This window comes from Tumebacillus sp. BK434 (assembly GCF_004340785.1).
In the GTDB taxonomy this organism is placed as follows: Bacteria; Bacillota; Bacilli; order Tumebacillales; family Tumebacillaceae; genus Tumebacillus_A.
Map to the genome: position 1 here is coordinate 275,629 of NZ_SLXS01000005.1, position 20,689 is coordinate 296,317.

Here is a 20,689-nt window from a genome sequence, read left to right on the forward strand (position 1 = left end):
TATTAACAATGGTTACAGGATACTAGATTCTGGGTTTGAAGACCATAGGAAGATAGCCTTAAAAAGGAAGGAGCATGCCCGATGCTCAGGCATGCTCCTCATTCTTCCTTCATTTCGTACCGCTCACATTTTGCTCCTTGCCCATCTGTTCGAGGTCGCGAATGCGCTCGGAGAGCGTCGGATGCGAGTAGAGCAGGATCTTCACCAGCGGTGACGGGTTGGGATCGGACAGCGACAGGCGGGATAGCTTCTGGAATGAGGTGATGCCGGCCGTTACATCGCCGTCCGTGATCTCTACCGCATAGCGGTCCGAGACCTGTTCATGCACACGCTGCATGTAGTTCTCCGCCGGAGAGACGAGGAACCCGAGCAGGCTCAGCACCAGAAGCGCCACCGGCAAGGCTGCCAAGTCCTGTTCGCCTTTCAAGCTCCAGACGCCGCCCATAAAGCGCACGATGCGCGGGTAGAGCACCGCGGTCAGGTAGAACAAGGCGAGCATCACGACCAACGACCCGGCCAGCCCCCACAGCATGTGGTGCTTGACGTAGTGGCCCATCTCATGGCCCATGATGAAGAGGATCTCCTCCTCACTGAGCTTGTTCAGCGTCGTATCCCACAGCACGATCCGCGCGCTGGGCCCGATGCCGTTGACATAGGCGTTCAAGGCGTTCGTCTTCTTCGACATGTCCACTTCATAGACGTTCTCGCTCGGGATGTTCGCTTTGTGTGCGAGATCGATGATTTTTGCTTTCAGCTCCTGATCCTGCAGCGGTTTGAACTCGTTATACAGCGGGTCGATGAAGACCGGCTGGATGACGATCAAGAACAGCAGCAAGGGCACGGTCGCCGTCCACAGCCACAGCCACCAGCGCTTGGGGCTCTTTTTGATGATCAAAAAGGCGATCCAGATCACCGGCACGGTCATCAGCGTGGAAAGGCCAAAATCGAGAAACAGCTCGGAAAACCAAGCGGACGGCGTCATGTTCGAGACTCCGTAGTTGACATCGATCATGTGCCGGTACCAGGCAAGAGGCAGTTCGAGCAAGGTCGTGACCAGTTGGAACAGCACGGTGTAGACGGTCACCTGACCGAACGATGATCGTTTGAACAGCTTGACTGCCGTATCCCGGAAGCGGCCGGAGAGACCTGCCGCCAGCACGAACAGGAGCACCACCCAGTCGAAGCCGAGGTCTGCAAAATAAAGCGCTTCTTTGATCCGCGAAAAGTCGGTTGTCCGCTTGTACTCCGCTTCCGACATGAACGACAGCGGGTGCGCCGCTTCGCCGCGAACCACCTCGGTGACCACGCTTGTGTCGTTGTAGACGTAGAAAGCGGTCCACAGACTGGCGAGCAAAATTAAAAAACAGAGCGGGAGCGTCAAGTAAGCGCGTCTCATCGTCTCTCCCCCCTTTCGTTCTTCTTGTCCACACTCCATCCTATGGCGGTTCATGGTAGGATAGAAGCAAAGGAGGCGCACGCGAATGAAAGTTTCTTTAGACATTGTGGTTCGTTCGACCGAAATTGATGTAAACGGACATGTGAACAACGCCAAATATCTGGAGTACCTCGAATGGGGCCGTGAAGAGTGGTACGAGCAGGCCGGCCTGCATTACGATGTATTCACGGAGCTCGGCGTGCAGACGGTGACGGTGAACATCAACATCAACTACCGTCAAGAGTGTAAGCAAGGCGACCGCTTAACGATCACCACGACGCCGGAACGGATGGGCAACTCGTCGTATTCGCTGAAGCAGGAGATCCACAACCAGCGCGGTGAACGGGTCGCCGATGCGGTCGTCACGTCGGTTGCGATGGACATCGCGAGCCGCAAAGGGCGCCCGGTGCCCGAGGCGCTGCGCAAGCTGTTTGCATAGTTTTTCTGATTTTCCCTACAGGTGTCACAAAATCCCCCTCTGCGGTGTCTTCCCTGTGAAGATGCCGGAGGGGGATTTTTGATGCAGCCATTGCTGGAAATCAAACAATTGAGCAAATCATACGGCGGCAAGGCCGTCGTGCAAAACTTGGACATGACGATTTATCCCGGTGACATCTATGGGTTCCTGGGCCCGAACGGTGCCGGAAAAACGACGACGATTCGCATGATACTGGGCCTGATCCAGAAGAGCGGCGGCGAGATTCTGTTCGCCGGGCAGAAGATGGAACTGCTCGACGACCCGTTCGCCCAGATCGGCTGCCTCGTCGAAGCGCCGGGGCTGTACCCGAACTTGACCGGACGCCAGAACCTGGTGCTGTTCCAAAAACTGCGCAAACAGCGGAACAACGCGCGCATTGAAGAGCTGCTGGAGATGGTCGACCTCCAACACGCCGCCGACCAGAAGGTCAAATCGTATTCTTTGGGCATGAAACAGCGGCTGGCGATCGCCATCGCCCTCTTGCCCAATCCGCGCCTGCTCGTGCTCGACGAGCCGACCAACGGACTCGACCCGGCCGGCATCCGCGAGATGCGCGCCTTTTTGAAAAAGCTGGCCGGGCACGGCATGACGATTCTCATCTCGTCCCACCTGCTCGACGAGATCGAAAAGGTGGCGACCCGCCTGTGCATCATCCACGGCGGCAAACAGGTGCTGGAAGCGCCGCTCGACCGCCTGCTGCAGGCGCACAACGACTTGGAGATCGCGTCGGCCGAGCCGCAGGCGGTATTTTCCTTCGTCACGAACTGGCTGAAAGCACGCGGACATGAGTCGGCGACGCGCCTCACCGACGGGAAGGTGTTGATCGAAGGTTTCCCCGACGATTCGGCCGCCTTGAACGCGGCGATGGTGCAAAGCGGGCTGCCGATCTCGGAGCTGCGCGTGCAGCGCTCGCGTCTGGAAGACATGTTTATGACGATCACCGAAGGAGGGCATGCGCATGTGGGCCGTGTGGCAGGCAGAAGCGTATAAGTATTTCAAGACCAAACTCTGGTGGGGCACGATGCTGCTGCTGGCCGTCCCGCCCCTGTTGAATCTCATGATGTGGATCGAATTTATGAACCGCGATCCGAAATTCGAGCTGACATTCGCCCAAGCCGGTCAGGAAAATGTGTTTCTGATCGCGATTCTCTTCGGGCCGCTGGTGATCTGTCTGCTCAGCACGCTGTCGATCACATCGGAAACGCAAAACGGGACGCTGCGCTATGTCTTGACCTCGCAGATCAAACGCTGGCAGCTGATCTTCGGCAAAGCGCTGTGGGTGCTGACGTGGAACTCGCTGTTGCTGCTCTTCGCCTTCTTGCTCAACCTCGGATTCGCCGCCCTGCTTGGCGCGAGCGGTACGATTCCCTTCACCGACACGCTGCTGTCGTGGCTGGTGCTGTCGGCGTCCTTGGCGGCGATGATCCCGGTCTATCTGCTGATGTCGCTGCTCATCCCGAACTTTTTTGTCCCGGTCGGCTTCGCGCTGGTCGGCACGTTTCTCGGACTGATCCTGTCTTCTTCGAAATACGTGGCGGTCTATCCGTTTACATCCCCGGCTGTCTTCCTGATGCTTTTGCAAGGTCGGCCGATGGAGGAAGCGGTCGGCACGCTGCCGCTCTGGATCGGCCTGGTCTGCGCGCTCGGGCTCGGCGGGATGGCGCTGGCGGCGGTGCTGTTCCAGCGTAAAGACGTGGCGCATTGAACATACTACCTTCATCTGGAAGGGAGGGTTCTGCATGCGCCGCATCCTTTTGGGACTCGCCGCTCTGCTGCTGGCGTCTGCCCCGTCTGCTCTGGCTGCAGGCGATGTGCAGCCGCTGGCTGACGGTATGTATGCCTTTCACGGCGTGGAGACGAAGCACGGGCCGCAATGCGTGGAGTATGCGGAACGCTACTATGTGACGCGCTATCCCGGCACGTTTCCTTTCCACAACTCCGGACCGGGCGCCTTTGACATCTGGGAAGGCATCGCCGACGGGAAAGACGTCGGCGGCTGGGCCAGTCTGCGCCGGCATTTTGCCGCCTATGAAAACGGCACGGCCTGCCCGCAACCGGAAGACATGCTGCTCTATGACCGCACGCGCGGCTCCGGCTATGGGCATGTCGCGATCATTGCCGAAGTGAATCCGGCATCCGTCGTGGTCCTCGAGCAGAACTACGGACACGATACGAGACGGGTGCTCCCACTGTTCGGTCACCGCATTCTCGACCGCGGTGTGAGAGGCGTCGTGCGATTGAAATCGAACGACGCTGCGATGTAAAAAGGAATGCTGGCCGCCATGGTTCAGCATTCCTTTTTGAGTTCGTGATACGCTCTGCGCATCCAGCCGACCTTGCGCGGCAGAATCTGTTCGATCTCCGCCCCGGAAAGATGCCCGTTGCGGTATTTCCACAGCTCAAAGCCCAGCATCATCAACGTGTTGTCGAACATGCAGGCGGTGAACGCCCGGTCAAAATCGGGCGTCACCGCCCAGCCCCGTTTTGCCAGCTCGCGGCGAAAAACGGTCAGGGCCAGGGCGTGCAAGCTGTCCTCCGGCACATCCTGCAGCAAGATCGACAAGTCCCGCTGCGGCACGGCGAGCGATGCGTACTCCCAGTCGATCAGGCGGATCTGTCCCCCGTCGAGCAGGATGTTCTCCATATGCGGGTCACCGTGCGTGAACGTTTGCTGACCCCCGACATATTGCGGATAGCGCGGGTAGAAAAACGCCTCCATCTCGCGCAGCTCCGCGAGCAGCCGGTCGTCCACTCCGGGCAAGCGTCCCACTTGTTCCTGGAGCTCCCGGAAGGCATCCTGCGCAAATTCGACCGAGGAGTGGAACGGATAGGAGGACACGATGCCGGCCTGCTCCCACTCGGCGCTTGGCCCGGCCAGTGAGACGTGCAGGTCGGCGAGCAGCGTGACCACCCGCTCCAGCAGTTCGCGCTTGGCAGCCGGGCTGCCGTTTTGAAAAAGGGGCTTGAGCGCCGTCCCCGCCTCTTCGATCAGAATGCCCTCCCCCGGCACGATGCCGTACAGCTGCGGCACCCCGTGCGGCAACAGCGGCACCACACGCTCATAAAATGGCAGTTCGCCGTCGCGTCCGGGCGCAAACTGCTTGTACACCGCCCGCACCAGACCCCCCCGTTCATCGCGCAGGCGCAGTCGGTACAAAACGCCGGTATACCCGCCGGTCACCTGCTGCTTGGCGAGCAGTTCCCAGCCTTGTTCATTGATCCATGCTTGCAGCCGATCCATCGCACACCTCTTCTATCGTCAAAAAGGCTGCCAAGGGGCAGCCTTTTGCATTCAGGATTCGATTATTGGTAATGGCGGTGTCCTTCGTCCGCTTGTTCAACCCGCTCCGCCCAGTTGAGAAAGTCTTTGCCGTTGACCATCTCGGTGTCATCCGTGTAGTGAGAATCCAGCTTGCCGCGATGCACCAGTTCCTGTACGTCAGCGACGGTGATACCTGCACGGTCTGCCAGTTCAAACAGCGTATACTGCTTGTCGCGTTGAATGCCTTTTGTCTCCATCGGCCGTTCTCCTTTGCAAGAGAGTCTGACTCGGGTGTGTCCCCTTATAACATACCGAGCGGAGAACGGAAATATGCGAAACTACTTCAGCACGACATCTCCTTGGAAGAGCGGATGGTTCTGCACATGCCGCGAGATCTGCGGGTCGACCGCTTCTTTCGACGCGATCGTCCAAGACGCGAGGTGCGTGCCGCATTCGACAGCCTGCTGCAGCAAGTGACCGTGCGCCAGCCCGAAGACGGTGCCTGCAAAAAACGAGTCGCCGGCACCGGTGGTGTCGATCACCGTGGTCGGGACGACCGGCACATATCCAAATTCATCGGTCAGGCGATTGTAGAAGACGCAGCCTTCCGCCCCCATCGTGATCACCGACGTCTTCAAGCCGCCTGCGGTCAGATCGCGTGCGGCCAGCTTCGCCTCTTCAATCGAGGTGATCGAGATGCCGTAGACCTCTTCGACCTCCTGCTGGTTGCAGATGAACATCGCCATGTCGTTGATCAGCGAGCGTTTGCCCATCAGCACGTCGAGATTGCCGACGATGCCGTAGACCGGCACGTCATATTGTTTCGCCCACGCGAAGATCGCCTGCACGACCAAGTCATGCAGGTCGAGCTCGACGACCACCGCGTCGGAGTTCTTCACGATCTCTTCGCCTTGGCGCAGGAGCAGGTCTTCCAGCTTGGACAGGTCCGGCTTCTCCGAGACGGATGCGACCAACGAGCCGGTGCCGTCGAGGATCGCCAGCCATTGCCCCATGCCGTTGTCCGTTTTCACCATACGCGACGTCTTGATGCCGATGCTCTCCAGTCGCGCCGCCACGTCCGCTCCCTGTGCGGTGTTGGAAACCGAGGAGATAAACTCCACACTGCCGCCTGCACGGCCGATCGCTTCCGCCACGTTGCGCCCGACGCCGCCGTGTGCAAATTCAACATGACCGACGTTTTTTGTATCAGAATTGACCTTGCCGTTCGCATAACCCTTAATGTCTACGAATACGGTGCCGATCACAGTAATCGCCAAGGTAAAGTCCCCCACTTTTAGCTAAAAATTAGAAGTTTCAAATTGGATAGTTGTGATTCTATTATACTGAACTCCTTCACAAAACCCTACTCATTTTTGCACATTACAAAAAAGAGGTAAAGAATCAGTAAAAAAGACCTCTCCCGCAGGTGCGGAAGAGGTCTTGGCCGGTGTCACCGTACTTATTTGTAGATCACGATGGAACCGACAGACTTGTCAACAGATTGGCCGTTGACGCGAACTTTCAGGCCGTAGTTGGTCGTGTTGCGGCCTGCATCCGGCATGAAGGAGTTCGAGAAGGAGTTGCTGTCATCGAACAGGGAAACTGCCGGCTTGGATTGAGCGTACAGGGTTTGGGTCGGGTATACCAGGTCCAGAGCGGAGGTCGGGTTCAGGCCGAACGCAGCGTCACGGATGTGGTAACGGGTGGAAGCTTGAATGCCGGTGCTCCACTTGAGGTCTTCGTCAACGTGTGCGTCAACAACGCCGAGGAAGCCGTCGCCCGGGTGCTGACCAGTCCAGTTCTCGGTGTAGGACGGGTCAACGTACCATACTACGAGACCGCCATCGTAGGACATCAGGGATGCGCCGCGGCGGATGTTCTTCAGACCCATGTCTACGCCTGCATGGTTACGCCACTCAAGCAGGTAGTAGTGGTCGGAGTAGATGTTGCCGTCCGACTTGGTGAAGCCTTTCAAGGTGAAGGCGTTGGAAGTGCCTTCTGCACCGTCGTTGAGCAGCACAGCGCCGTCAGCAGTTACTTTCACGTTGTCCACGTAGATGCCCGCTTCGGAAGTGCCCCAGTCGGTGATGTAGCGAACTGCTACTTGGATCTTCTTGCCAGCGTATGCGGACAGGTCGAAGGATTGCTTCGTCCAGCCGTTGGAGTTGCCGGTCAGACCCGGGAGGTTCGACAGAACGGTCGGGTATGCTTGCGGCACTGCGGAAGAAACGGTGTTCGCGTTGCTGATCGACTTCCAGGTCGCGCCGTTGTCTTCAGATACTTGAACGAATGCGAAGTCCCAGTCTTTCTCGATCTTGTACCAGGAATCGAATTCGAGAGTTGCGGAAGATTTGCCGGTCAGATCGACAGAGGCAACCATCTTGTTGTCGATCTGGTCACCTACGCCGCCGAAGTACTCATAGGAACCTTCGGTCGGGGAGTTGACATAGGTCTTCTTCTCCGGCAGATTCACTTGAACGATCTGGTTGTTCTGACCGTTCGGGGAGTTGCCTTGGTCAAGCAGGAACTGCGTGCCCTTGGAGGATACTTGATCCCAGTTTACAACGGTCGGAGCTGCCCAGTTGCCGCCCAGGTAGGAGGAGAAGTAAGACTTCGCCCACGGGGAGAAACCGGTCGGCTCGGTGCCGCCAATTTTACCAGCCCAGGAGCCGGATGCCATGATCGACCAGTAGGCAACCGTTTCACCGGTACCGGAGTAGATGGTGTCGTACTCGTCCGGCAGGCCGAGGTCGTGGCCGTATTCGTGTGCGAATACGCCAGTCGCGCCGTCTTCCGGCATCATGGTGTAGTCGTAGAAGCCCGGGAGACCTTTGCCAAGGCCATCCGGATCAACCAGTACTGCGGAACGGTGCGACCAGATCGCGTTGTCGCCCAGCACGCCGCCGCCAGCTTCCTGACCAATGCCGGAGTGGATGATCATCAGGTGATCGACGAGGCCGTCCGGCTCGTTCAGGTTGCCGTCGCCATCGAGATCGTGCGGATCTTCTTTATCGTAGTCTTGCAGCGGGATGCCTGCTGCCAATGCTGCTGCATAAACGTCGCGAACGAGCTGCTTGGAGCCGCCCGGCAGAACGTTGTCGTGGCCGCCGGATTTTGCGTCTTTGCCGTAGAATGCTGCAGTGCCCGGAACTTTCAGCCAGCCGTACGCTTTACCTTCAACCGAGTAGGTGCCGCCAGATTGTTGCTCATAGAATTGCTTCATCGATACGAAGTTTTCGCCGTTCGGACCTTTTACACCGTTCGCGCCGAAGATCATGTCTTCGAAGTGCTGCAGGGTGTAGTCGGAGTAGTAGTTGTCCGTTTCGCCCGGCTTGATGTTGTTGTGTGCAAAGTCAGCGAATTCAACGTTCAGCACGAGAACTTTGTCTTTGCGCACCGGACCGTTGTAAGTCGTTTCTTTAACCGGGTCCGGAGTGTTCTTCAGGTGGCCATTCTTCTTGCCTTTGCCGTTGAGAAGACCGTTGTTGAATGCCTTATGTTTAGCTGCTTCAGAAGCTTTTACTTTGGATGCCAACGGATCGTTCGATTGCTTCAGGTCGCCATCCTGCTTCCCTTTGAGCTCCAAGTATGTCTTCAGGATGCCTTTCTTCTGCTCAGCAGTTGCCCCTGCCGGAATAACCCCTTGCTTCTCCAGGGACTCGATGATGCGATCTTCGTTTACGATCGCCAGGTCCAGCGTGCTGTTGGACACGGTGGATCCGGTGGTGCTGTGTGCCATTGCAGTACCGCTCAGCAGGGTACCGGCAATGAGTGCGCCAGAGACGCTAAGTGCCAAAAACTTCTTCATAAGTGCTCCCCCTTTTGTATCTCTTTACCTACGCCCTGAGTATAATAGACTGAATCTTCTAAGTCAACAATATTTTGATTTTATTTCGTGATCTTTAAACATTGACAATGCAATTACAATTCACACAATTGTCACTTTACACAGCCCCAAAAACTGGGGCTCTTTTTTCTACTCTATAGGTAGCGCAATCTCGCAAACTATAATAGAGTGTACAGTGGAGCAAGTTTACCAGACATTTGAAGGGGATTTTGGAATGAAGAAAGCCCTGCTCGCTATTTTGCTGGCTGTGATCGTCGCGCTGCCGATTCAAGGCCAGTCGCGCACCAATTCGTTTCCAAGCCATGAGAAACACCAGGCCCTGTTGCGCTTGGAAGACGTGTCGCCGGGCGGTGCCTATGCCAGCTTGGACGACCTCGGGCGCCTGCGTGCGGTGTTCGAATATTTGCAGGAAGAAAACGTGCCGTTCCACCTCGCCGTCATTCCCCGCTCGAAGCTGTGGAAAGACGGGGCGTGGGTGGAAAAAGGGATCGATGATCCTCATCCGGATGAGCACTTGCAGAAGTTTATCGCGCTGCTGCAATCGGTGCAGCAAAACGGAGCGGTGCTCGGCATGCACGGCTACACCCATCAGTACGGAAATGTCAAACGCGGCGACGGCTGGCACGACACCGGCGTCGGCTATGAATTTGACATCGAAGACGCGCCGGAGACGTCCACCGTCCCCTACGCGGTCGAAAAGATCTCGAAAAGCCTGACTGCGTTTGAAAAAGCGGGTCTGAAGCCGGCCTTCTGGGAATCGCCGCACTATCAGGACACGCGCGATCAAGAAGAAGTCTTTCGCTCCTATATGGGCGTGCTGTACCAGCCGGACTACTTCTCGCTGAAGTCGTTCAAAGACCAGGTCGTCTATCAGGATGAGAACACGTATGGCGATACGACGCTCGGTTCGGTGTATGTCCCTGCCCCGCTCAGCTATGTGACCGGACAGAAAGATGTGGAGCGCATTCTGAATAAGACGGCGCATTTCCAAGGGCTTGGCGCCGTGTTTTACCATTCGTTTAAGGAATACGACGCGCTGGAAGCGGTGACCGGCCCGGACGGCAAGCCGCAGCTTCGCGACGGTCTGCCCGTCTACCGCTACAAAGCCGGGTCGAACACCCAGCTGCAGCAGATCGTCCAAGGCATGCGCGAACAGGGGTGGACGTGGATGTCGCTGCACGATGTGCTGCCCTTCTCCCCCGCCCATCGCATCGATCTGCCGCTGGGCACGACGACCGGGCATCTCTTGTTCGGCGACGTCAGCGGCAACAAGCAGGACGCATTGGTCGTCGTCGACAGCGTCGGCAAGGTGTCGGTGCTGCAAGGCAACTACAACTGGCCGCGCAACCGTACCCAGTCGCCGTTTACCACCTGGCTGCGCAGCGGCCTGAACCCGGAGGACACGCCGCTGCTCGCCGATGTGAACGGCGGTGGTGTCGCCGACCTGATCGCCTACCACCCGGAGAGCGGTGAGGTAACCGTCTATCTGTCGAACACGCTGGGCTTCGATGCCGGAACGAGCTACGGCAGATTGCCGGCCGGTCTGAAAAAAATCGCCGCGGGTGATCTGAACGGAGACGGGCTGGCCGACCTGCTTTTGCTGCAGGAAAAGACGGTCACCACAGCGTTTCAGGAGGGGCAGAAGTTCCAGCCGCGCGGGGAGCAATCCCTGTATCTGCAGCATGATGATGTGCAAATGCTGACCGGCGATGTGAACGGCGACAAACGCCGCGAGCTGATCCTGTATTCGCCGTCCGCGCGCCAGTTGGACGTGTATGCGGTGTCGGCCGACGGCCGGTTTCGCCACCTCCAAACGTTTGACGTGCCCAAGCCGAAGCGCGGCGGCCAGGCGGTGCTTGGCGACACCAACGGGGACGGGCTCGACGATGTGATCATCGCCGACGGGCAGAACGGCATCTGGGAAATCTGGCAAGGCGATGCCAAGTCCATCCTCAAGCCGCATGACAACCTGTATGGCCCTTGGGCCCGGGGCGAGCGGACCGCGTTCAGCGCCGACCTCGACGGCAATGGCAAAGCGGACATCCTGTCCTTCGACCCGGAGCAAGGCGCGCTCGACATCTCGCTGTCGTTCCGCCAGGGCAAATAAAAAAGAGTGCGCCGTCATTGCGCACGCACAGAAAAAGAGGCCGCAGTCCGGCCTCTTTTTTATGTATCATCTGCAGTTAGCGGTGCAGCACCCCGGTGAAGTCCTGATAGCCCGACGCCTGGCGCGCCCGCTCCCATTCGCTGTCATCTTCGATGTCAATGATGTTCCACCAGCCTTCGCCAAGGTCATCCGCCTTCAGCAGGTACGCTTCCCGCCCCGGGGACAGGCGCAGGCACAGGATGTAGGAAACGCCCGCTGCGGCAAACACCTTGGCCGCCTCGTAATCGTAAACCCCTTGCTCCGGCACCTCAAGGTGCAACTGCTGGCCGGTGATGACCTCCAGCTTGTCCTCCATGAACCCGATCTCGTTTCTCATCCCCTCGACTCCTCTCCAGTTTGCAAAAGCATTAGTCCGCATTGTGCGGCACAAGCGCCGTCTGCCAATTGCCCGCCACAGCGGCACAACGCATCGGGCAGCGGGTCGAGCCAGACATATTCGCCGGGCGCCAACCCGTACCGGGGCAACAGCACGCGCTCCCGGTAGCGCAGCAGCTGTTTCTCCACTTGTTTCGAGCGATGCGCCTGATGATGGCACACCGCATCCAGACAGACGCCGTTGTCTGCCGTGCCCAAGCCGCCTTGCACGCGCGGGATGATGTGATGAACTTCCCGCCCCGGCTTGCCGCACAGCACGCAACGCTCCCCGTCGCGCTCGCGGATATGGACGCGGACGAGCGTGCTGAAATCGTTGCGCTTGGTCTGTTCCTGCTTCTGTTCACGCTGCCGGCGCTTGGATGGCGTGTCATCCATCGTCATCCCTCCTGTCTTCCCTTTACACTACCAAAAAGAAAAGAGACCCGCAAAGGTCTCTTCTCAGTTGCCTTCCCCGAACAGCAGCGCCGCTCCGACGACGCCCGCATCGTTGCCAAGCTCCGCGAGGCGGAGCGCCGTGCCGCGGGAGACACGGGGCAACGCATAGCGTTCAAACGCCTGCTGCAGCGGCACCAGCAGCGCCTCGCCCGCCTGCGACACACCGCCGCCGATGACGATCACCGCCGGGTTCAGCGTGGCTCCGACGTTCGCAAGCGCGAAGCCCAGGCGGTCGATGGCGTACCCGATCACCTCGGAGGCGACCCGGTCTCCTTTTGCCGCATGGTCAAACAGAGCCCGGGTGCTGAGCGCCGGTTCTTGGCGCAGCGAAGAAAGGTCGCCTGCCGCCAGCCTCGCTTCTGCAGCTGCGACGATGCCGGTGGCCGAAGAAATCGTCTCAAGGCATCCGCGCCGCCCGCAGTTGCAGAAGCGTCCCTGCGGATCGAGCGTGATGTGGCCGATCTCGCCGCCCATTCCGCTGGCGCCGCGCACCAGTTGGCCGTCGATGACCACGCCGCCGCCGACACCGGTGCCAAGCGTGACGCACAGCGCATCGCGCGCACCGCGTCCGCCCCCGGCCCGCGCTTCGCCGAGCGCTGCGATGTTGGCATCGTTGTCGATGCGGATCGGCAGCGCGCCGAGGCGCTGCTCCAGTTCGGCGAGCAGATCGACGTTCTGCCAGCCGAGGTTGACCGCCGTTTCGACGTAGCCGGTGTCCGCATCGAGAAACGCCGGCATCCCGATTCCAAGCCCTGCGATGTCCCGCAGCGTCAGGCCAGCCCCGATGGCTGTGTCGCGGGCGAGCACCGCGATACGGTCGATCACCGCATCCGCGCCGAGCTCCGGGTGTGTATCCCGTTCCGTCTTGTACAGCAGCCGTCCGTCCCCGTCCACGACCGCCCCTTTGATCTTCGTGCCTCCGACATCGATCCCGATCACATGCCGCATCGCATCTGCCCTCCTGCAACAAACGCCACATGATGAGATCACGTGGCGTCTGTTCGTTCGCTGATACAGTTTATTCAGCGCGAAGGACTTTTTGCTCTTAAAAAATGGTCTGTTCCGTCTCCGCGTTGAAAAGGTGGATGCGCTCGGTGTTCAGCGCCATCGTGACGGTGGTGCGCGCTTTGACCTCAGCGTGCGCCGGAACGCGGGCGATCATCGTCTGGCCGTGCAGGTTGAGGTAGACGTACGACTCGGCGCCGAGCAGTTCGACCACTTCAACTTCGGCGGTGATCTGCGCGCTGTGCGCCGCATCCACGTGAGTCAGATCGTCATGCAGGTTCTCCGGACGGATGCCGAGCACGACGCTTTTGCCGATCACACCGGCTTCGCGCAGGGCTGCGGTGCGGTGCTCGGGCAGGCGGACGCTGAGGCCTTCCGTGCGGAAGCAGAGGGCCCCGCCGTCTTCGGCGAGCGAACCGTTCAGGAAGTTCATCGCCGGCGAGCCGATAAAAGAGGCGACAAACATGTTGTCCGGGCGGTTGTAGATCTCCTGCGGCGTGCCGACCTGCTGAATGAGGCCGTCTTTCATGACGACGATGCGCGTGCCCATCGTCATCGCTTCAGTCTGGTCGTGCGTGACGTAGATGACGGTGGTCTGCAGGCGCTGATGCAGCTTGGCGATCTCGGCGCGCATCTGGACGCGCAGCTGGGCGTCGAGGTTGGAGAGCGGCTCGTCCATCAGGAACACTTGCGGTTCGCGGACGATGGCGCGGCCGAGCGCGACGCGCTGACGCTGACCGCCGGAGAGGGCGGCCGGCTTGCGCTTGAGCAGGTGCTCGATGTCGAGGATCTTCGCCGCTTCGCGGACGCGGTTGTCGATCTCCTGCTTCGGCAATTTGCGCAGCTTGAGGCCGAACGCCATGTTCTCATAGATCGACATGTGCGGGTACAGCGCATAGTTTTGGAAGACCATCGCGATGTCGCGGTCTTTCGGATGCACGTCGTTGACGAGGCGTTCGCCGATCCACAGCTCGCCGTCGGAGATGTCTTCGAGGCCGGCGATCATGCGCAACGTGGTCGATTTGCCGCAGCCGGACGGTCCGACGAGGACGAGAAATTCGCGGTCTTGGATGTCGAGATCAAAATCTTTGACGGCCGTCACGTCGGCCGCATAGCGTTTGTAGACATGTTTGAGTTGCACGCTCGCCATTCTATGTAACCCCATTTCGCGTTTTCTGAATTGTTAGCTTCAGTATAACGCGCTGGGGCCGGAGTGACGATTGGACAGAATGCACAAACCTAGCCGTTGCCGCTTGTGCATCCTGACTTGAGCAGGAGCAGCGCCAGCCACAGCGTCCAGCCTTCGAGCGGGTGGCGCGGGTCGCAGCCGGTCAGCTCGTGGATGCGCTCCAAGCGGTAGAGCAGCGTGTTGCGGTGAACAAAAAGCGCCCGTGCGGTCTCCGCCACCCCTTGCCCGTTTTCCACAAACGCAGTCGCCGTCTCCCGCAGTTCCGGCGTCAGCGCTTCCAGCGCAGCTGGTGGCAGAATCTCCGCCACGAACTGCTGCCGCACCACGGCCGGTACCCCGTACAAGAGCCGGGCGATGCCGAGGCGGTCATACGCGTGCACCTGCAGCTTGCCCCGCAGGAGCTGGCCGGCCCGCAGCGCGAACTCCGCTTCCACCCGTGCCTGGGACAGCCTCTCCAGCCTGTGCACAGCTGACACTCCAGCATGACTCAGCAGAAACAGCTCGGCGCTTAACGTATCGATCCAGCCGGAAATGACTCGGCTCAGTTCCGCCAAGCGATTTCTGGCCCCTGCCTCGCGCAGTTGCGCATCCCGTGCGGTTGACTGCTCTGCGGCCGTCTCCCCCGCTTGCTGCTCACTCGCATGACGTGCGCTCTCTCGCCCGGGCAACACATGTCCTTCCTCTGCCTGTCCCAGCGGCAGCAGCACCCACAGCCGCTGGCCACCCTCTCGCGCCAACACCGCCTGTTCCGGCTCGATCAGCTCTTGGAGCAGCTCCGTTGCTTCTTCTGCTGTCCCGGCATCAGCAGCGCGGGCGAACTCGATCAGCACGACAGCGCCTGCCGCTTCGCTCGTCCAGCCCAGATCCGACAACCAGCGGGGCAAGTCGTCACCGTCGGCCGCGCGCTCACCGCTGAGCCACGCGGCCGTTTGCTGCCGCGCATCAGCGCCGCCGCTTACCGCGCCTGCATACAAGGCCAAAAGCTCCGCAACTGCCTTGGGCAGCACCGCATGGTCCACGCGCAGCTGCTCCGCAACGCCCAGCGGAATCAGCCACGACCCATTAACATAACAAATCTCTTTTGCAACCTGTTCCACCCGCTCCACACAACCATACTCGGCCAGCGCGGCAGCGAGGCGCTCCCTGCTGCTCATCCGGCCGCCCCCTTCTGCACCTCACCGGGCTGGACCAGGCTCATCTGCTGCCATTTGCGTGTCCGCCAGCGCCAGAGCATCAGCAGGCCGCGCAGCCATTCATCGACGATAAACGCGATCCAGACGCCGACCAGTCCGTACCCGAGGTGAATGCCCAAGAAATAGGCGAGCGGCACCGAGACGCCCCACATCGACAGGATGCCGAGCAGCACGGGAAACTTCGCATCTCCGGCCGCCCGCAGCGCAGAGATGACGACGAGGTTGAACACCCGCCCCGGCTCCAGCACGATCGTCATCAGGATCAGCGTGCTGCCCAGGGCGATGATTTCCCCATCATCGGTGAACAGCCCGAGCAACTCTTCCCGGAACAGCGACATCACACAGGCCATGCCAAGTGACACGGCGATCCCGACCTTCAAGCTTCTCAAGCAGGTCCGATACGCCGTCTCCTGCTCCCGTGCGCCGACCAGATGACCGACCAGAATCTGCGTGCCTTGGGCGATCGCCATCGCAAACAGATAGATAAACATCATCAGATTTTGCGTATACACTTTCGTCGTCAACGCCCCGACCCCGATCATCGTAATCAAAAACGTGATCATCAGCTGTGACGACATATAAGACAGATGCTCGCCTGCCGACGGGACCCCGATCTTCAATATCTTGGCCAGCTTATCGCGCGGAAACTTCAGCAGCAGCCCAAACGGCAGCCCGCCTTCCATCCGCTTGACCAAGATTACAAACATCACGATCAGGCCCAGCACCTGCGCGGTCGCCGTCGAGATCGACACCCCGAGCACGCCGAGCACAGGCAGGCCGAACGGCCCGAATAAAAACAGATAATTGCCCAGCACATTCAGCACGTTCATCCCGAACGTGACATACATCGCGTCTTTCGGAAACCCATGGCTGCGCACCGTCGCCGAGATCGTCATCATCACCGCCTGCAGCACCGCTGCCCCGCCGACGATCCGCAAGAAGGTCAATCCATCGGCCATCAGCTCATCGGGCAAGCCCATCGCCTTCAAGATGCCCCGGCCAAAGACGATCATCATCACGCTCAAAAACAATCCGAACAGCAGGTTCGCACCCAAAGCGACGACCGCCACTTCCGACGCTTTTCGCTTCTCGCCCGCGCCGAGGTACTGGGAAACGACAATTCCCGTGCCCATGGCGACAAAACCAAACATCACCAGCAACACACTGACCAACTGGTTAGCCACGCCGACCGCCGCCACCGCATCATCCGAATAGCGGGACAGCATCATCGTGTCGGCATTCCCCATCAGCATCCGCAAGCCCAATTCAATAAAAATCGGCCAGGTCAGCGCGAACAGGGTCAATTTTTTCTGCGTTTTCGTCATTGCTCCCCGTCCCTCTTCCCGTCAAAGTACTCTCAGTATACCGACTTTTGGCGACAAAATCCCCCCATTTCCCAGGAAATACTCAATTCCTGTCGAGGAAGTAAAAAAGCACATCGACAAGCGATGTGCTTTCCGCCATGCCCCGCGCTTACGCCTGCCGGGCTCCGATCAGTTCGTTGATTTTCTCTTCATCCAGTCCGACCACATAGCCTTGCTCCGTCTTCACGATCGGGCGCTTGATCAAAGTCGGCTCGGTCGACATCACCGCTGCCAGCTCCGCTTCGCCCATCGCTTTCAGCTCATCCTTGCGCTCTTTGTAGACGGGAGAGTTGGCCCGCAGCAGATCATGGACTTTCAGTTCCATAGCTGCTGCCAGATCCAGAATCTCTGCCGCGGTCAACATGTGCTCGACCAGATTGCGCTCCGTTACTTCCACTCCCGAGAGAACCTCTCTCGCCCGTTTGTTTTTGCTTCAGGTCGGGTGGTACATCATGATCGCGTTCATCTTGGCATTCACCTCATCAGCATTTCTTTATATCATAGCACAGAAAAATCCTTTAGAAAGAACTCCTGAAAGGACGTATAATCTAGCATTTATCCGAATAGACTGGGAGTATCACTGCGTCACAAGGGAGCGTGCGATCCATGAAGAAGCAGCAACAGGCATTCATCCTTCAATTTATTCAAGGCCTTATCGACGAAGCCGCTTTGCGCCACGCGCTGAAACAGCATCAATAAAAAAGCACATCGGGCCACCGCTCGATGTGCTTTCTCTTTCTACATATTAATTACTTCTTGATCAGGCCGATTTCTACCAGGCGCTCGTACAGGAAGTCGCCTGCGGTGATCGCCGGCCAGCGCTCCGGGTTGTCCGGGGTGATCGTGGACGGGATCGTCTCCAGCAGGTAGCCGCTGTACGGATGCACGAAGAACGGCATCGAGTAGCGGGAAGAGTTCTCGCCTTTCGGGTTGACAACGCGGTGCGTGGTCGCCGGAATCACCTTGTTGGTGATGCGCTGTAACATGTCGCCGGCATCGACGACGATCTGGCCTTTCAGCGCTTCGACCGGGTACCATTCGCCTTCGTTGGTCAGCAGTTCCAGACCCGACGTGGTCGCTTCGCAGAGCAGCGTGATCAGGTTGATGTCTTCATGCTCGGCTGCGCGGACAGCGTCTTGGGGCATGCCTTCTTCCAGCGGCGGGTAGTGGATCAGGCGCAGCACGGAGTTACCGTTGTTGATCATGTCGCTGAAGAAGTTCTGGCGCAGATCGAAGTGCAACGACAACGCTTCCAGCATGTTGCGCGCCACGCGCTCCAGCTCGCGGTACAGCGAGAGGGTCAGCGGCTTCAGTTCCGGCACTTCGTCGATCCATACGTTCGCCGGGTAGTCCATCGTCATCGGATGGCCGTGCGGCAGCTCCTGGCCGACATGCCAGAACTCTTTCAGGTCGCCGACGGTGCGCTGTTTCGCGTGTTCTTTCATAAAACCGGTATAACCGCGCTGACCGCCCGATTCACCTGCATACTTTTGCTTGATTTCCGGGGACAGGGAGAACAGCTTCTCGATCGCTGCATACGTGTCGGCGATCAGCTTCGGGTTGATGCCGTGGCCTTCCAGGGTGATGAAACCGATGTCTTTCAGCCCGTGGCCGAACTCATCAGCGAACTTGCTGCGTTCCGCCTGGGAACCGTGTGTGTAGGACTTCAGATCAAGCGTGCGAACTAAGCTCATGACAGCCTCCTTGTAAATAGGTCCGATCAGAATTAGTATGTGTAATCGTTTTCATTAAATACTGTATCACGACAGCAATGAACAGGCAACGATAATTTGTAGGATGTCAGACATCTGTCCACCACAAAACAAAATCTCGAATCTCCTTGCCCTCCATTCAGAGATTTGCTATACTAGTCCTTGTGTTTATTAACACGCCACCTTGCTCCTACGGGGGCCAAAGTCCAAAAGGAGGGTATATGATGAGAGCCTATGAAACCATGCTGGTCCTGAAGGCGGATCTCGAAGAAGAAACTCGTGATGCGCTCATCGCGAAGTACGAAGGTATCGTTGCGAAGGAAGGCGGTACTGTTCAACAATCGACCAAGTACGGCAAGCGCAAGCTCGCGTACGAAATCAACAAGAACCGTGAGGGCTTCTACGTTCTGCTCAACTTCGAAGCGAACACCACCACTCCGGCTGAGCTTGAGCGTCTGATGAAAATCGACGAAAACGTGCTCCGTTACCTGACCGTCGTTAAAGAACAGTAATTCCAACTTCTAACCCAACGAGGAGGATATCTCAATGAGCGAACAACGTGAACAACGCGAACACCGCGAGCCGCGCGGCGGCGGTTTCAACAAGAAACGCCGTGGCAAGCGCCGCAAAGTTTGCAACTTCTGTGTTGACAAAGTAAAAGTAGTAGACTACAAAGACATCAACCGTCTGGGTCGCTACGTATCTGAACGCGGCAAGATCCTGCCGCGCCGCATCACCGGCAACTGCGCTGCTCACCAGCGTGCAGTCACCGTTGCGATCAAGAACTCCCGCATCGTTGCTCTGATGCCGTACACCGCTGAGGTGTAAGATATAAAAAAGGAAGTGGACACGCGCCACTTCCTTTTTTTGTTGCCCGGAACTCCGTTTAGCGGCGATGCTCGACCAGATCGATCGCGCCAAGCACCACGTGCGCCAACCCAAAGCCTGCCACACCCCAGGCGATTGAGCGGTCCACCACATCGGTGCCGCGCAGCGTCAAGCCGGCGGCGGTGACAGCAGTACCCAGAACGACCGGAATCAGACCTTCGCGGGAATTCATCGGATTCAAGTTCATCTGTGCGTCCCCCCTGTGTGCGTAGTCGGAGTTCATCTTCTTTAGCATGCCATGTCGGCACTTCCCCGACTCCCAGATAATCTTTCCACTTCCAAGACGACCCCCAAAAAGATAGAATAGTATACTGAATAGATATAAGGTGATGGGGACGCTTTTTGTGTGTAGGGAGGGGACAATGAACAGATGCATCAACCCAATTTCGATCTGTTAAAAGAAACGGTCGGCAAACGCTTTGGCGGCGTTTGCAGCGATTACGGGCTGCCGGAGCTTTCGGAGGGCCTGTTCACCGCTGACCAGCTCGATTTTTTACAAGAGCAATCGGAAAGCCTGCCCAGCGATTTAGGGACGCTGGAAGGCATGATTTTGCAAAACGTCAACAAAGGCAAGGTCCTGCGCGTCGGACATGCTCCGACCGGGGAAAGCCTGTTTACCGTACGCATTCCCGTCAATAAGACGGCCTTTGTACTCACGCTCGCCTACTCGACCGAGAAATGGCATCTGCATAGCATCGAAGCGGTGCAGACGCGCCGCCGCGAGATCGGCAAACTGCTGCTCGGCGGGCTGATCGGCTCCGCTGCCACCGTTGTGATCGCGCTGCTGATGGCCAGCTTCAGCGGCGGCAGCGACATCGCGGCACAAGCGAAAGCAGAGGGCTACATCGTCCTGACGCAAGAGGAATATGCCAACCAGACCGGTCAAAGCCAAGTCGCCGTCGCGACGCAAGATCCGAATGCGAAGAAGGCGGGCGCCACCGCGCCAGGCAGCCAAGCGAACGGTGCGGCATCCGGAAAGGCTGCGGACGCCGGCGAAGCGGTCGTCTTCGAGCTCAAGGAAGGCATGACGACGTGGGATCTGACCACGTTCCTGCTCGAAAAAGGCCTGATCAAAGACCAGGCACAGTTTAACCAAAAGCTGTCCGACCTCGGGCTCGATGTTTCGCTTCGCCCGCAGGAGTACTCGTTCAAAAAAGGCATGACCGAAGACGAAGTGATCGAAGCGTTGAAAAAATAGGCACAAGCCGCCTCACATGAACCATGAAAAAGCCGACCGGGAACTATGGTCGTAGCCCCGTCAAGTAGACAGTAATAAAGGACACGTATTATGCAGCGAGCGCTTTCCGGTACTCAACGGGGGAGCGCTCGCTTAATTTAG

General features: G+C 58.5%; 23 protein-coding genes. 9 read left to right on the forward strand and 14 right to left on the reverse strand.

Going from position 1 to position 20,689, the window contains the following annotated elements; translation table 11 throughout:
- Positions 1–109 precede the first annotated feature (109 nt).
- Complete coding sequence (locus EV586_RS15010) at positions 110–1,396, reverse strand: M48 family metallopeptidase (protein WP_165898627.1); 1,287 nt, start codon at positions 1,394–1,396, stop codon at positions 110–112.
- Between the two features lie 85 nt (positions 1,397–1,481).
- Between EV586_RS15010 and EV586_RS15015 the strand changes: the two genes are divergently transcribed.
- The 4 genes from EV586_RS15015 (at position 1,482) to EV586_RS15030 (ending at position 4,177) form a co-directional block, all read left to right on the forward strand.
- Positions 1,482–1,874, forward strand: a complete 393-nt coding sequence (locus tag EV586_RS15015; RefSeq protein ID WP_132945932.1) for an acyl-CoA thioesterase — start codon at positions 1,482–1,484, stop codon at positions 1,872–1,874.
- Positions 1,875–1,955: 81 nt separating this feature from the next.
- Positions 1,956–2,903 carry an ABC transporter ATP-binding protein gene (locus EV586_RS15020; protein ID WP_132945933.1) on the forward strand — a complete coding sequence of 316 codons (948 nt, stop codon included), beginning with the start codon at positions 1,956–1,958 and terminating at the stop codon, positions 2,901–2,903.
- Positions 2,872–3,618 carry an ABC transporter permease gene (locus EV586_RS15025; protein WP_165898628.1) on the forward strand — a complete coding sequence of 249 codons (747 nt, stop codon included), beginning with the start codon at positions 2,872–2,874 and terminating at the stop codon, positions 3,616–3,618. Before EV586_RS15020 ends, EV586_RS15025 begins: the two co-directional genes overlap by 32 nt.
- Positions 3,619–3,652: 34 nt before the next feature.
- The gene (locus tag EV586_RS15030; RefSeq protein WP_132945935.1) at positions 3,653–4,177 is read left to right on the forward strand and encodes a CHAP domain-containing protein; all 525 of its coding nucleotides are present in this window, start codon (positions 3,653–3,655) and stop codon (positions 4,175–4,177) included.
- 23 nt (positions 4,178–4,200) lie between these two features.
- Here the strand turns inward: EV586_RS15030 and EV586_RS15035 are convergent, their stop codons facing one another.
- From EV586_RS15035 to EV586_RS15050, 4 genes are all read right to left on the reverse strand, one after another.
- Entirely contained in the window at positions 4,201–5,154 is a 954-nt protein-coding gene (locus tag EV586_RS15035) for a phosphotransferase family protein (protein ID WP_132945936.1), read from the reverse strand.
- A gap of 62 nt (positions 5,155–5,216) precedes the next feature.
- The gene (locus EV586_RS15040; protein WP_132945937.1) at positions 5,217–5,432 is read right to left on the reverse strand and encodes a hypothetical protein; all 216 of its coding nucleotides are present in this window, start codon (positions 5,430–5,432) and stop codon (positions 5,217–5,219) included.
- An 81-nt stretch (positions 5,433–5,513) separates the two neighbouring features.
- Positions 5,514–6,452 (reverse strand): carbohydrate kinase family protein, encoded by a 939-nt coding sequence (locus EV586_RS15045; protein WP_165898629.1) that lies wholly within the window; start codon positions 6,450–6,452, stop codon positions 5,514–5,516.
- A 182-nt stretch (positions 6,453–6,634) separates the two neighbouring features.
- Positions 6,635–8,983 carry an immune inhibitor A domain-containing protein gene (locus tag EV586_RS15050; RefSeq protein WP_132945939.1) on the reverse strand — a complete coding sequence of 783 codons (2,349 nt, stop codon included), beginning with the start codon at positions 8,981–8,983 and terminating at the stop codon, positions 6,635–6,637.
- Between the two features lie 253 nt (positions 8,984–9,236).
- On the opposite strand from EV586_RS15050, the gene EV586_RS15055 reads away from it, so the two are divergent.
- On the forward strand, positions 9,237–11,129 hold the full coding sequence (locus EV586_RS15055; protein WP_132945940.1) for a DUF2334 domain-containing protein: 1,893 nt from the start codon (positions 9,237–9,239) through the stop codon (positions 11,127–11,129).
- A 76-nt stretch (positions 11,130–11,205) separates the two neighbouring features.
- Here EV586_RS15055 and EV586_RS15060 read toward each other — a convergent pair whose 3' ends face one another.
- From EV586_RS15060 to EV586_RS15090, 7 genes are all read right to left on the reverse strand, one after another.
- Positions 11,206–11,505 (reverse strand): DUF1292 domain-containing protein, encoded by a 300-nt coding sequence (locus EV586_RS15060; protein WP_132945941.1) that lies wholly within the window; start codon positions 11,503–11,505, stop codon positions 11,206–11,208.
- On the reverse strand, positions 11,502–11,939 hold the full coding sequence (locus EV586_RS15065; protein ID WP_165898630.1) for an HNH endonuclease: 438 nt from the start codon (positions 11,937–11,939) through the stop codon (positions 11,502–11,504). Before EV586_RS15065 ends, EV586_RS15060 begins: the two co-directional genes overlap by 4 nt.
- A gap of 63 nt (positions 11,940–12,002) precedes the next feature.
- Positions 12,003–12,947, reverse strand: coding sequence for an ROK family protein (locus tag EV586_RS15070; protein ID WP_132945943.1), 945 nt, complete (start codon positions 12,945–12,947; stop codon positions 12,003–12,005).
- A gap of 97 nt (positions 12,948–13,044) precedes the next feature.
- Positions 13,045–14,154, reverse strand: coding sequence for an ABC transporter ATP-binding protein (locus EV586_RS15075; protein ID WP_132945944.1), 1,110 nt, complete (start codon positions 14,152–14,154; stop codon positions 13,045–13,047).
- A gap of 89 nt (positions 14,155–14,243) precedes the next feature.
- Positions 14,244–15,347 (reverse strand): PucR family transcriptional regulator, encoded by a 1,104-nt coding sequence (locus EV586_RS15080; protein WP_132945945.1) that lies wholly within the window; start codon positions 15,345–15,347, stop codon positions 14,244–14,246.
- A complete protein-coding gene (locus EV586_RS15085; protein ID WP_132945946.1) occupies positions 15,344–16,711 on the reverse strand; it encodes an MATE family efflux transporter in 1,368 nt (455 codons plus the stop codon). The genes EV586_RS15080 and EV586_RS15085 overlap by 4 nt, the downstream gene beginning before the upstream one ends.
- A 148-nt stretch (positions 16,712–16,859) precedes the next feature.
- Positions 16,860–17,147, reverse strand: coding sequence for an arsenate reductase family protein (locus tag EV586_RS15090; RefSeq protein ID WP_132945947.1), 288 nt, complete (start codon positions 17,145–17,147; stop codon positions 16,860–16,862).
- 55 nt (positions 17,148–17,202) lie between these two features.
- On the opposite strand from EV586_RS15090, the gene EV586_RS15095 reads away from it, so the two are divergent.
- Complete coding sequence (locus tag EV586_RS15095; protein WP_132945948.1) at positions 17,203–17,499, forward strand: hypothetical protein; 297 nt, start codon at positions 17,203–17,205, stop codon at positions 17,497–17,499.
- Here the strand turns inward: EV586_RS15095 and EV586_RS15100 are convergent, their stop codons facing one another.
- Entirely contained in the window at positions 17,500–18,444 is a 945-nt protein-coding gene (locus tag EV586_RS15100) for an isopenicillin N synthase family dioxygenase (RefSeq protein WP_132945949.1), read from the reverse strand.
- 242 nt (positions 18,445–18,686) lie between these two features.
- Here EV586_RS15100 and rpsF point away from each other — a divergent pair, with 242 nt between their 5' ends.
- On the forward strand, positions 18,687–18,974 hold the full coding sequence (gene rpsF / locus EV586_RS15105; RefSeq protein ID WP_132945950.1) for a 30S ribosomal protein S6: 288 nt from the start codon (positions 18,687–18,689) through the stop codon (positions 18,972–18,974).
- Positions 18,975–19,008: 34 nt separating this feature from the next.
- On the forward strand, positions 19,009–19,290 hold the full coding sequence (gene rpsR, locus EV586_RS15110) for a 30S ribosomal protein S18 (RefSeq protein ID WP_087455294.1): 282 nt from the start codon (positions 19,009–19,011) through the stop codon (positions 19,288–19,290).
- 58 nt (positions 19,291–19,348) lie between these two features.
- Here rpsR and EV586_RS15115 read toward each other — a convergent pair whose 3' ends face one another.
- On the reverse strand, positions 19,349–19,522 hold the full coding sequence (locus tag EV586_RS15115; RefSeq protein WP_087459077.1) for an asparagine synthase: 174 nt from the start codon (positions 19,520–19,522) through the stop codon (positions 19,349–19,351).
- 198 nt (positions 19,523–19,720) lie between these two features.
- On the opposite strand from EV586_RS15115, the gene EV586_RS15120 reads away from it, so the two are divergent.
- On the forward strand, positions 19,721–20,548 hold the full coding sequence (locus EV586_RS15120; protein ID WP_132945951.1) for a hypothetical protein: 828 nt from the start codon (positions 19,721–19,723) through the stop codon (positions 20,546–20,548).
- The last annotated feature ends 141 nt before the right edge of the window (positions 20,549–20,689 follow it).

Coding starts and splice junctions, on each gene's coding strand:
- EV586_RS15010 (WP_165898627.1), bottom strand. CDS start 1,396: ATGAGACGCGCTTACTTGACGCTCCCGCTCTGTTTTTTAATTTTGCTC.
- EV586_RS15015 (WP_132945932.1), top strand. CDS start 1,482: ATGAAAGTTTCTTTAGACATTGTGGTTCGTTCGACCGAAATTGATGTA.
- EV586_RS15020 (WP_132945933.1), top strand. CDS start 1,956: ATGCAGCCATTGCTGGAAATCAAACAATTGAGCAAATCATACGGCGGC.
- EV586_RS15025 (WP_165898628.1), top strand. CDS start 2,872: ATGTGGGCCGTGTGGCAGGCAGAAGCGTATAAGTATTTCAAGACCAAA.
- EV586_RS15030 (WP_132945935.1), top strand. CDS start 3,653: ATGCGCCGCATCCTTTTGGGACTCGCCGCTCTGCTGCTGGCGTCTGCC.
- EV586_RS15035 (WP_132945936.1), bottom strand. CDS start 5,154: ATGGATCGGCTGCAAGCATGGATCAATGAACAAGGCTGGGAACTGCTC.
- EV586_RS15040 (WP_132945937.1), bottom strand. CDS start 5,432: ATGGAGACAAAAGGCATTCAACGCGACAAGCAGTATACGCTGTTTGAA.
- EV586_RS15050 (WP_132945939.1), bottom strand. CDS start 8,983: ATGAAGAAGTTTTTGGCACTTAGCGTCTCTGGCGCACTCATTGCCGGT.
- EV586_RS15055 (WP_132945940.1), top strand. CDS start 9,237: ATGAAGAAAGCCCTGCTCGCTATTTTGCTGGCTGTGATCGTCGCGCTG.
- EV586_RS15060 (WP_132945941.1), bottom strand. CDS start 11,505: ATGAGAAACGAGATCGGGTTCATGGAGGACAAGCTGGAGGTCATCACC.
- EV586_RS15065 (WP_165898630.1), bottom strand. CDS start 11,939: ATGGATGACACGCCATCCAAGCGCCGGCAGCGTGAACAGAAGCAGGAA.
- EV586_RS15070 (WP_132945943.1), bottom strand. CDS start 12,947: ATGCGGCATGTGATCGGGATCGATGTCGGAGGCACGAAGATCAAAGGG.
- EV586_RS15075 (WP_132945944.1), bottom strand. CDS start 14,154: ATGGCGAGCGTGCAACTCAAACATGTCTACAAACGCTATGCGGCCGAC.
- EV586_RS15080 (WP_132945945.1), bottom strand. CDS start 15,347: ATGAGCAGCAGGGAGCGCCTCGCTGCCGCGCTGGCCGAGTATGGTTGT.
- EV586_RS15085 (WP_132945946.1), bottom strand. CDS start 16,711: ATGACGAAAACGCAGAAAAAATTGACCCTGTTCGCGCTGACCTGGCCG.
- EV586_RS15095 (WP_132945948.1), top strand. CDS start 17,203: ATGATCGCGTTCATCTTGGCATTCACCTCATCAGCATTTCTTTATATC.
- EV586_RS15100 (WP_132945949.1), bottom strand. CDS start 18,444: ATGAGCTTAGTTCGCACGCTTGATCTGAAGTCCTACACACACGGTTCC.
- rpsF (WP_132945950.1), top strand. CDS start 18,687: ATGAGAGCCTATGAAACCATGCTGGTCCTGAAGGCGGATCTCGAAGAA.
- rpsR (WP_087455294.1), top strand. CDS start 19,009: ATGAGCGAACAACGTGAACAACGCGAACACCGCGAGCCGCGCGGCGGC.
- EV586_RS15115 (WP_087459077.1), bottom strand. CDS start 19,522: ATGAATTCCCGCGAAGGTCTGATTCCGGTCGTTCTGGGTACTGCTGTC.
- EV586_RS15120 (WP_132945951.1), top strand. CDS start 19,721: ATGCATCAACCCAATTTCGATCTGTTAAAAGAAACGGTCGGCAAACGC.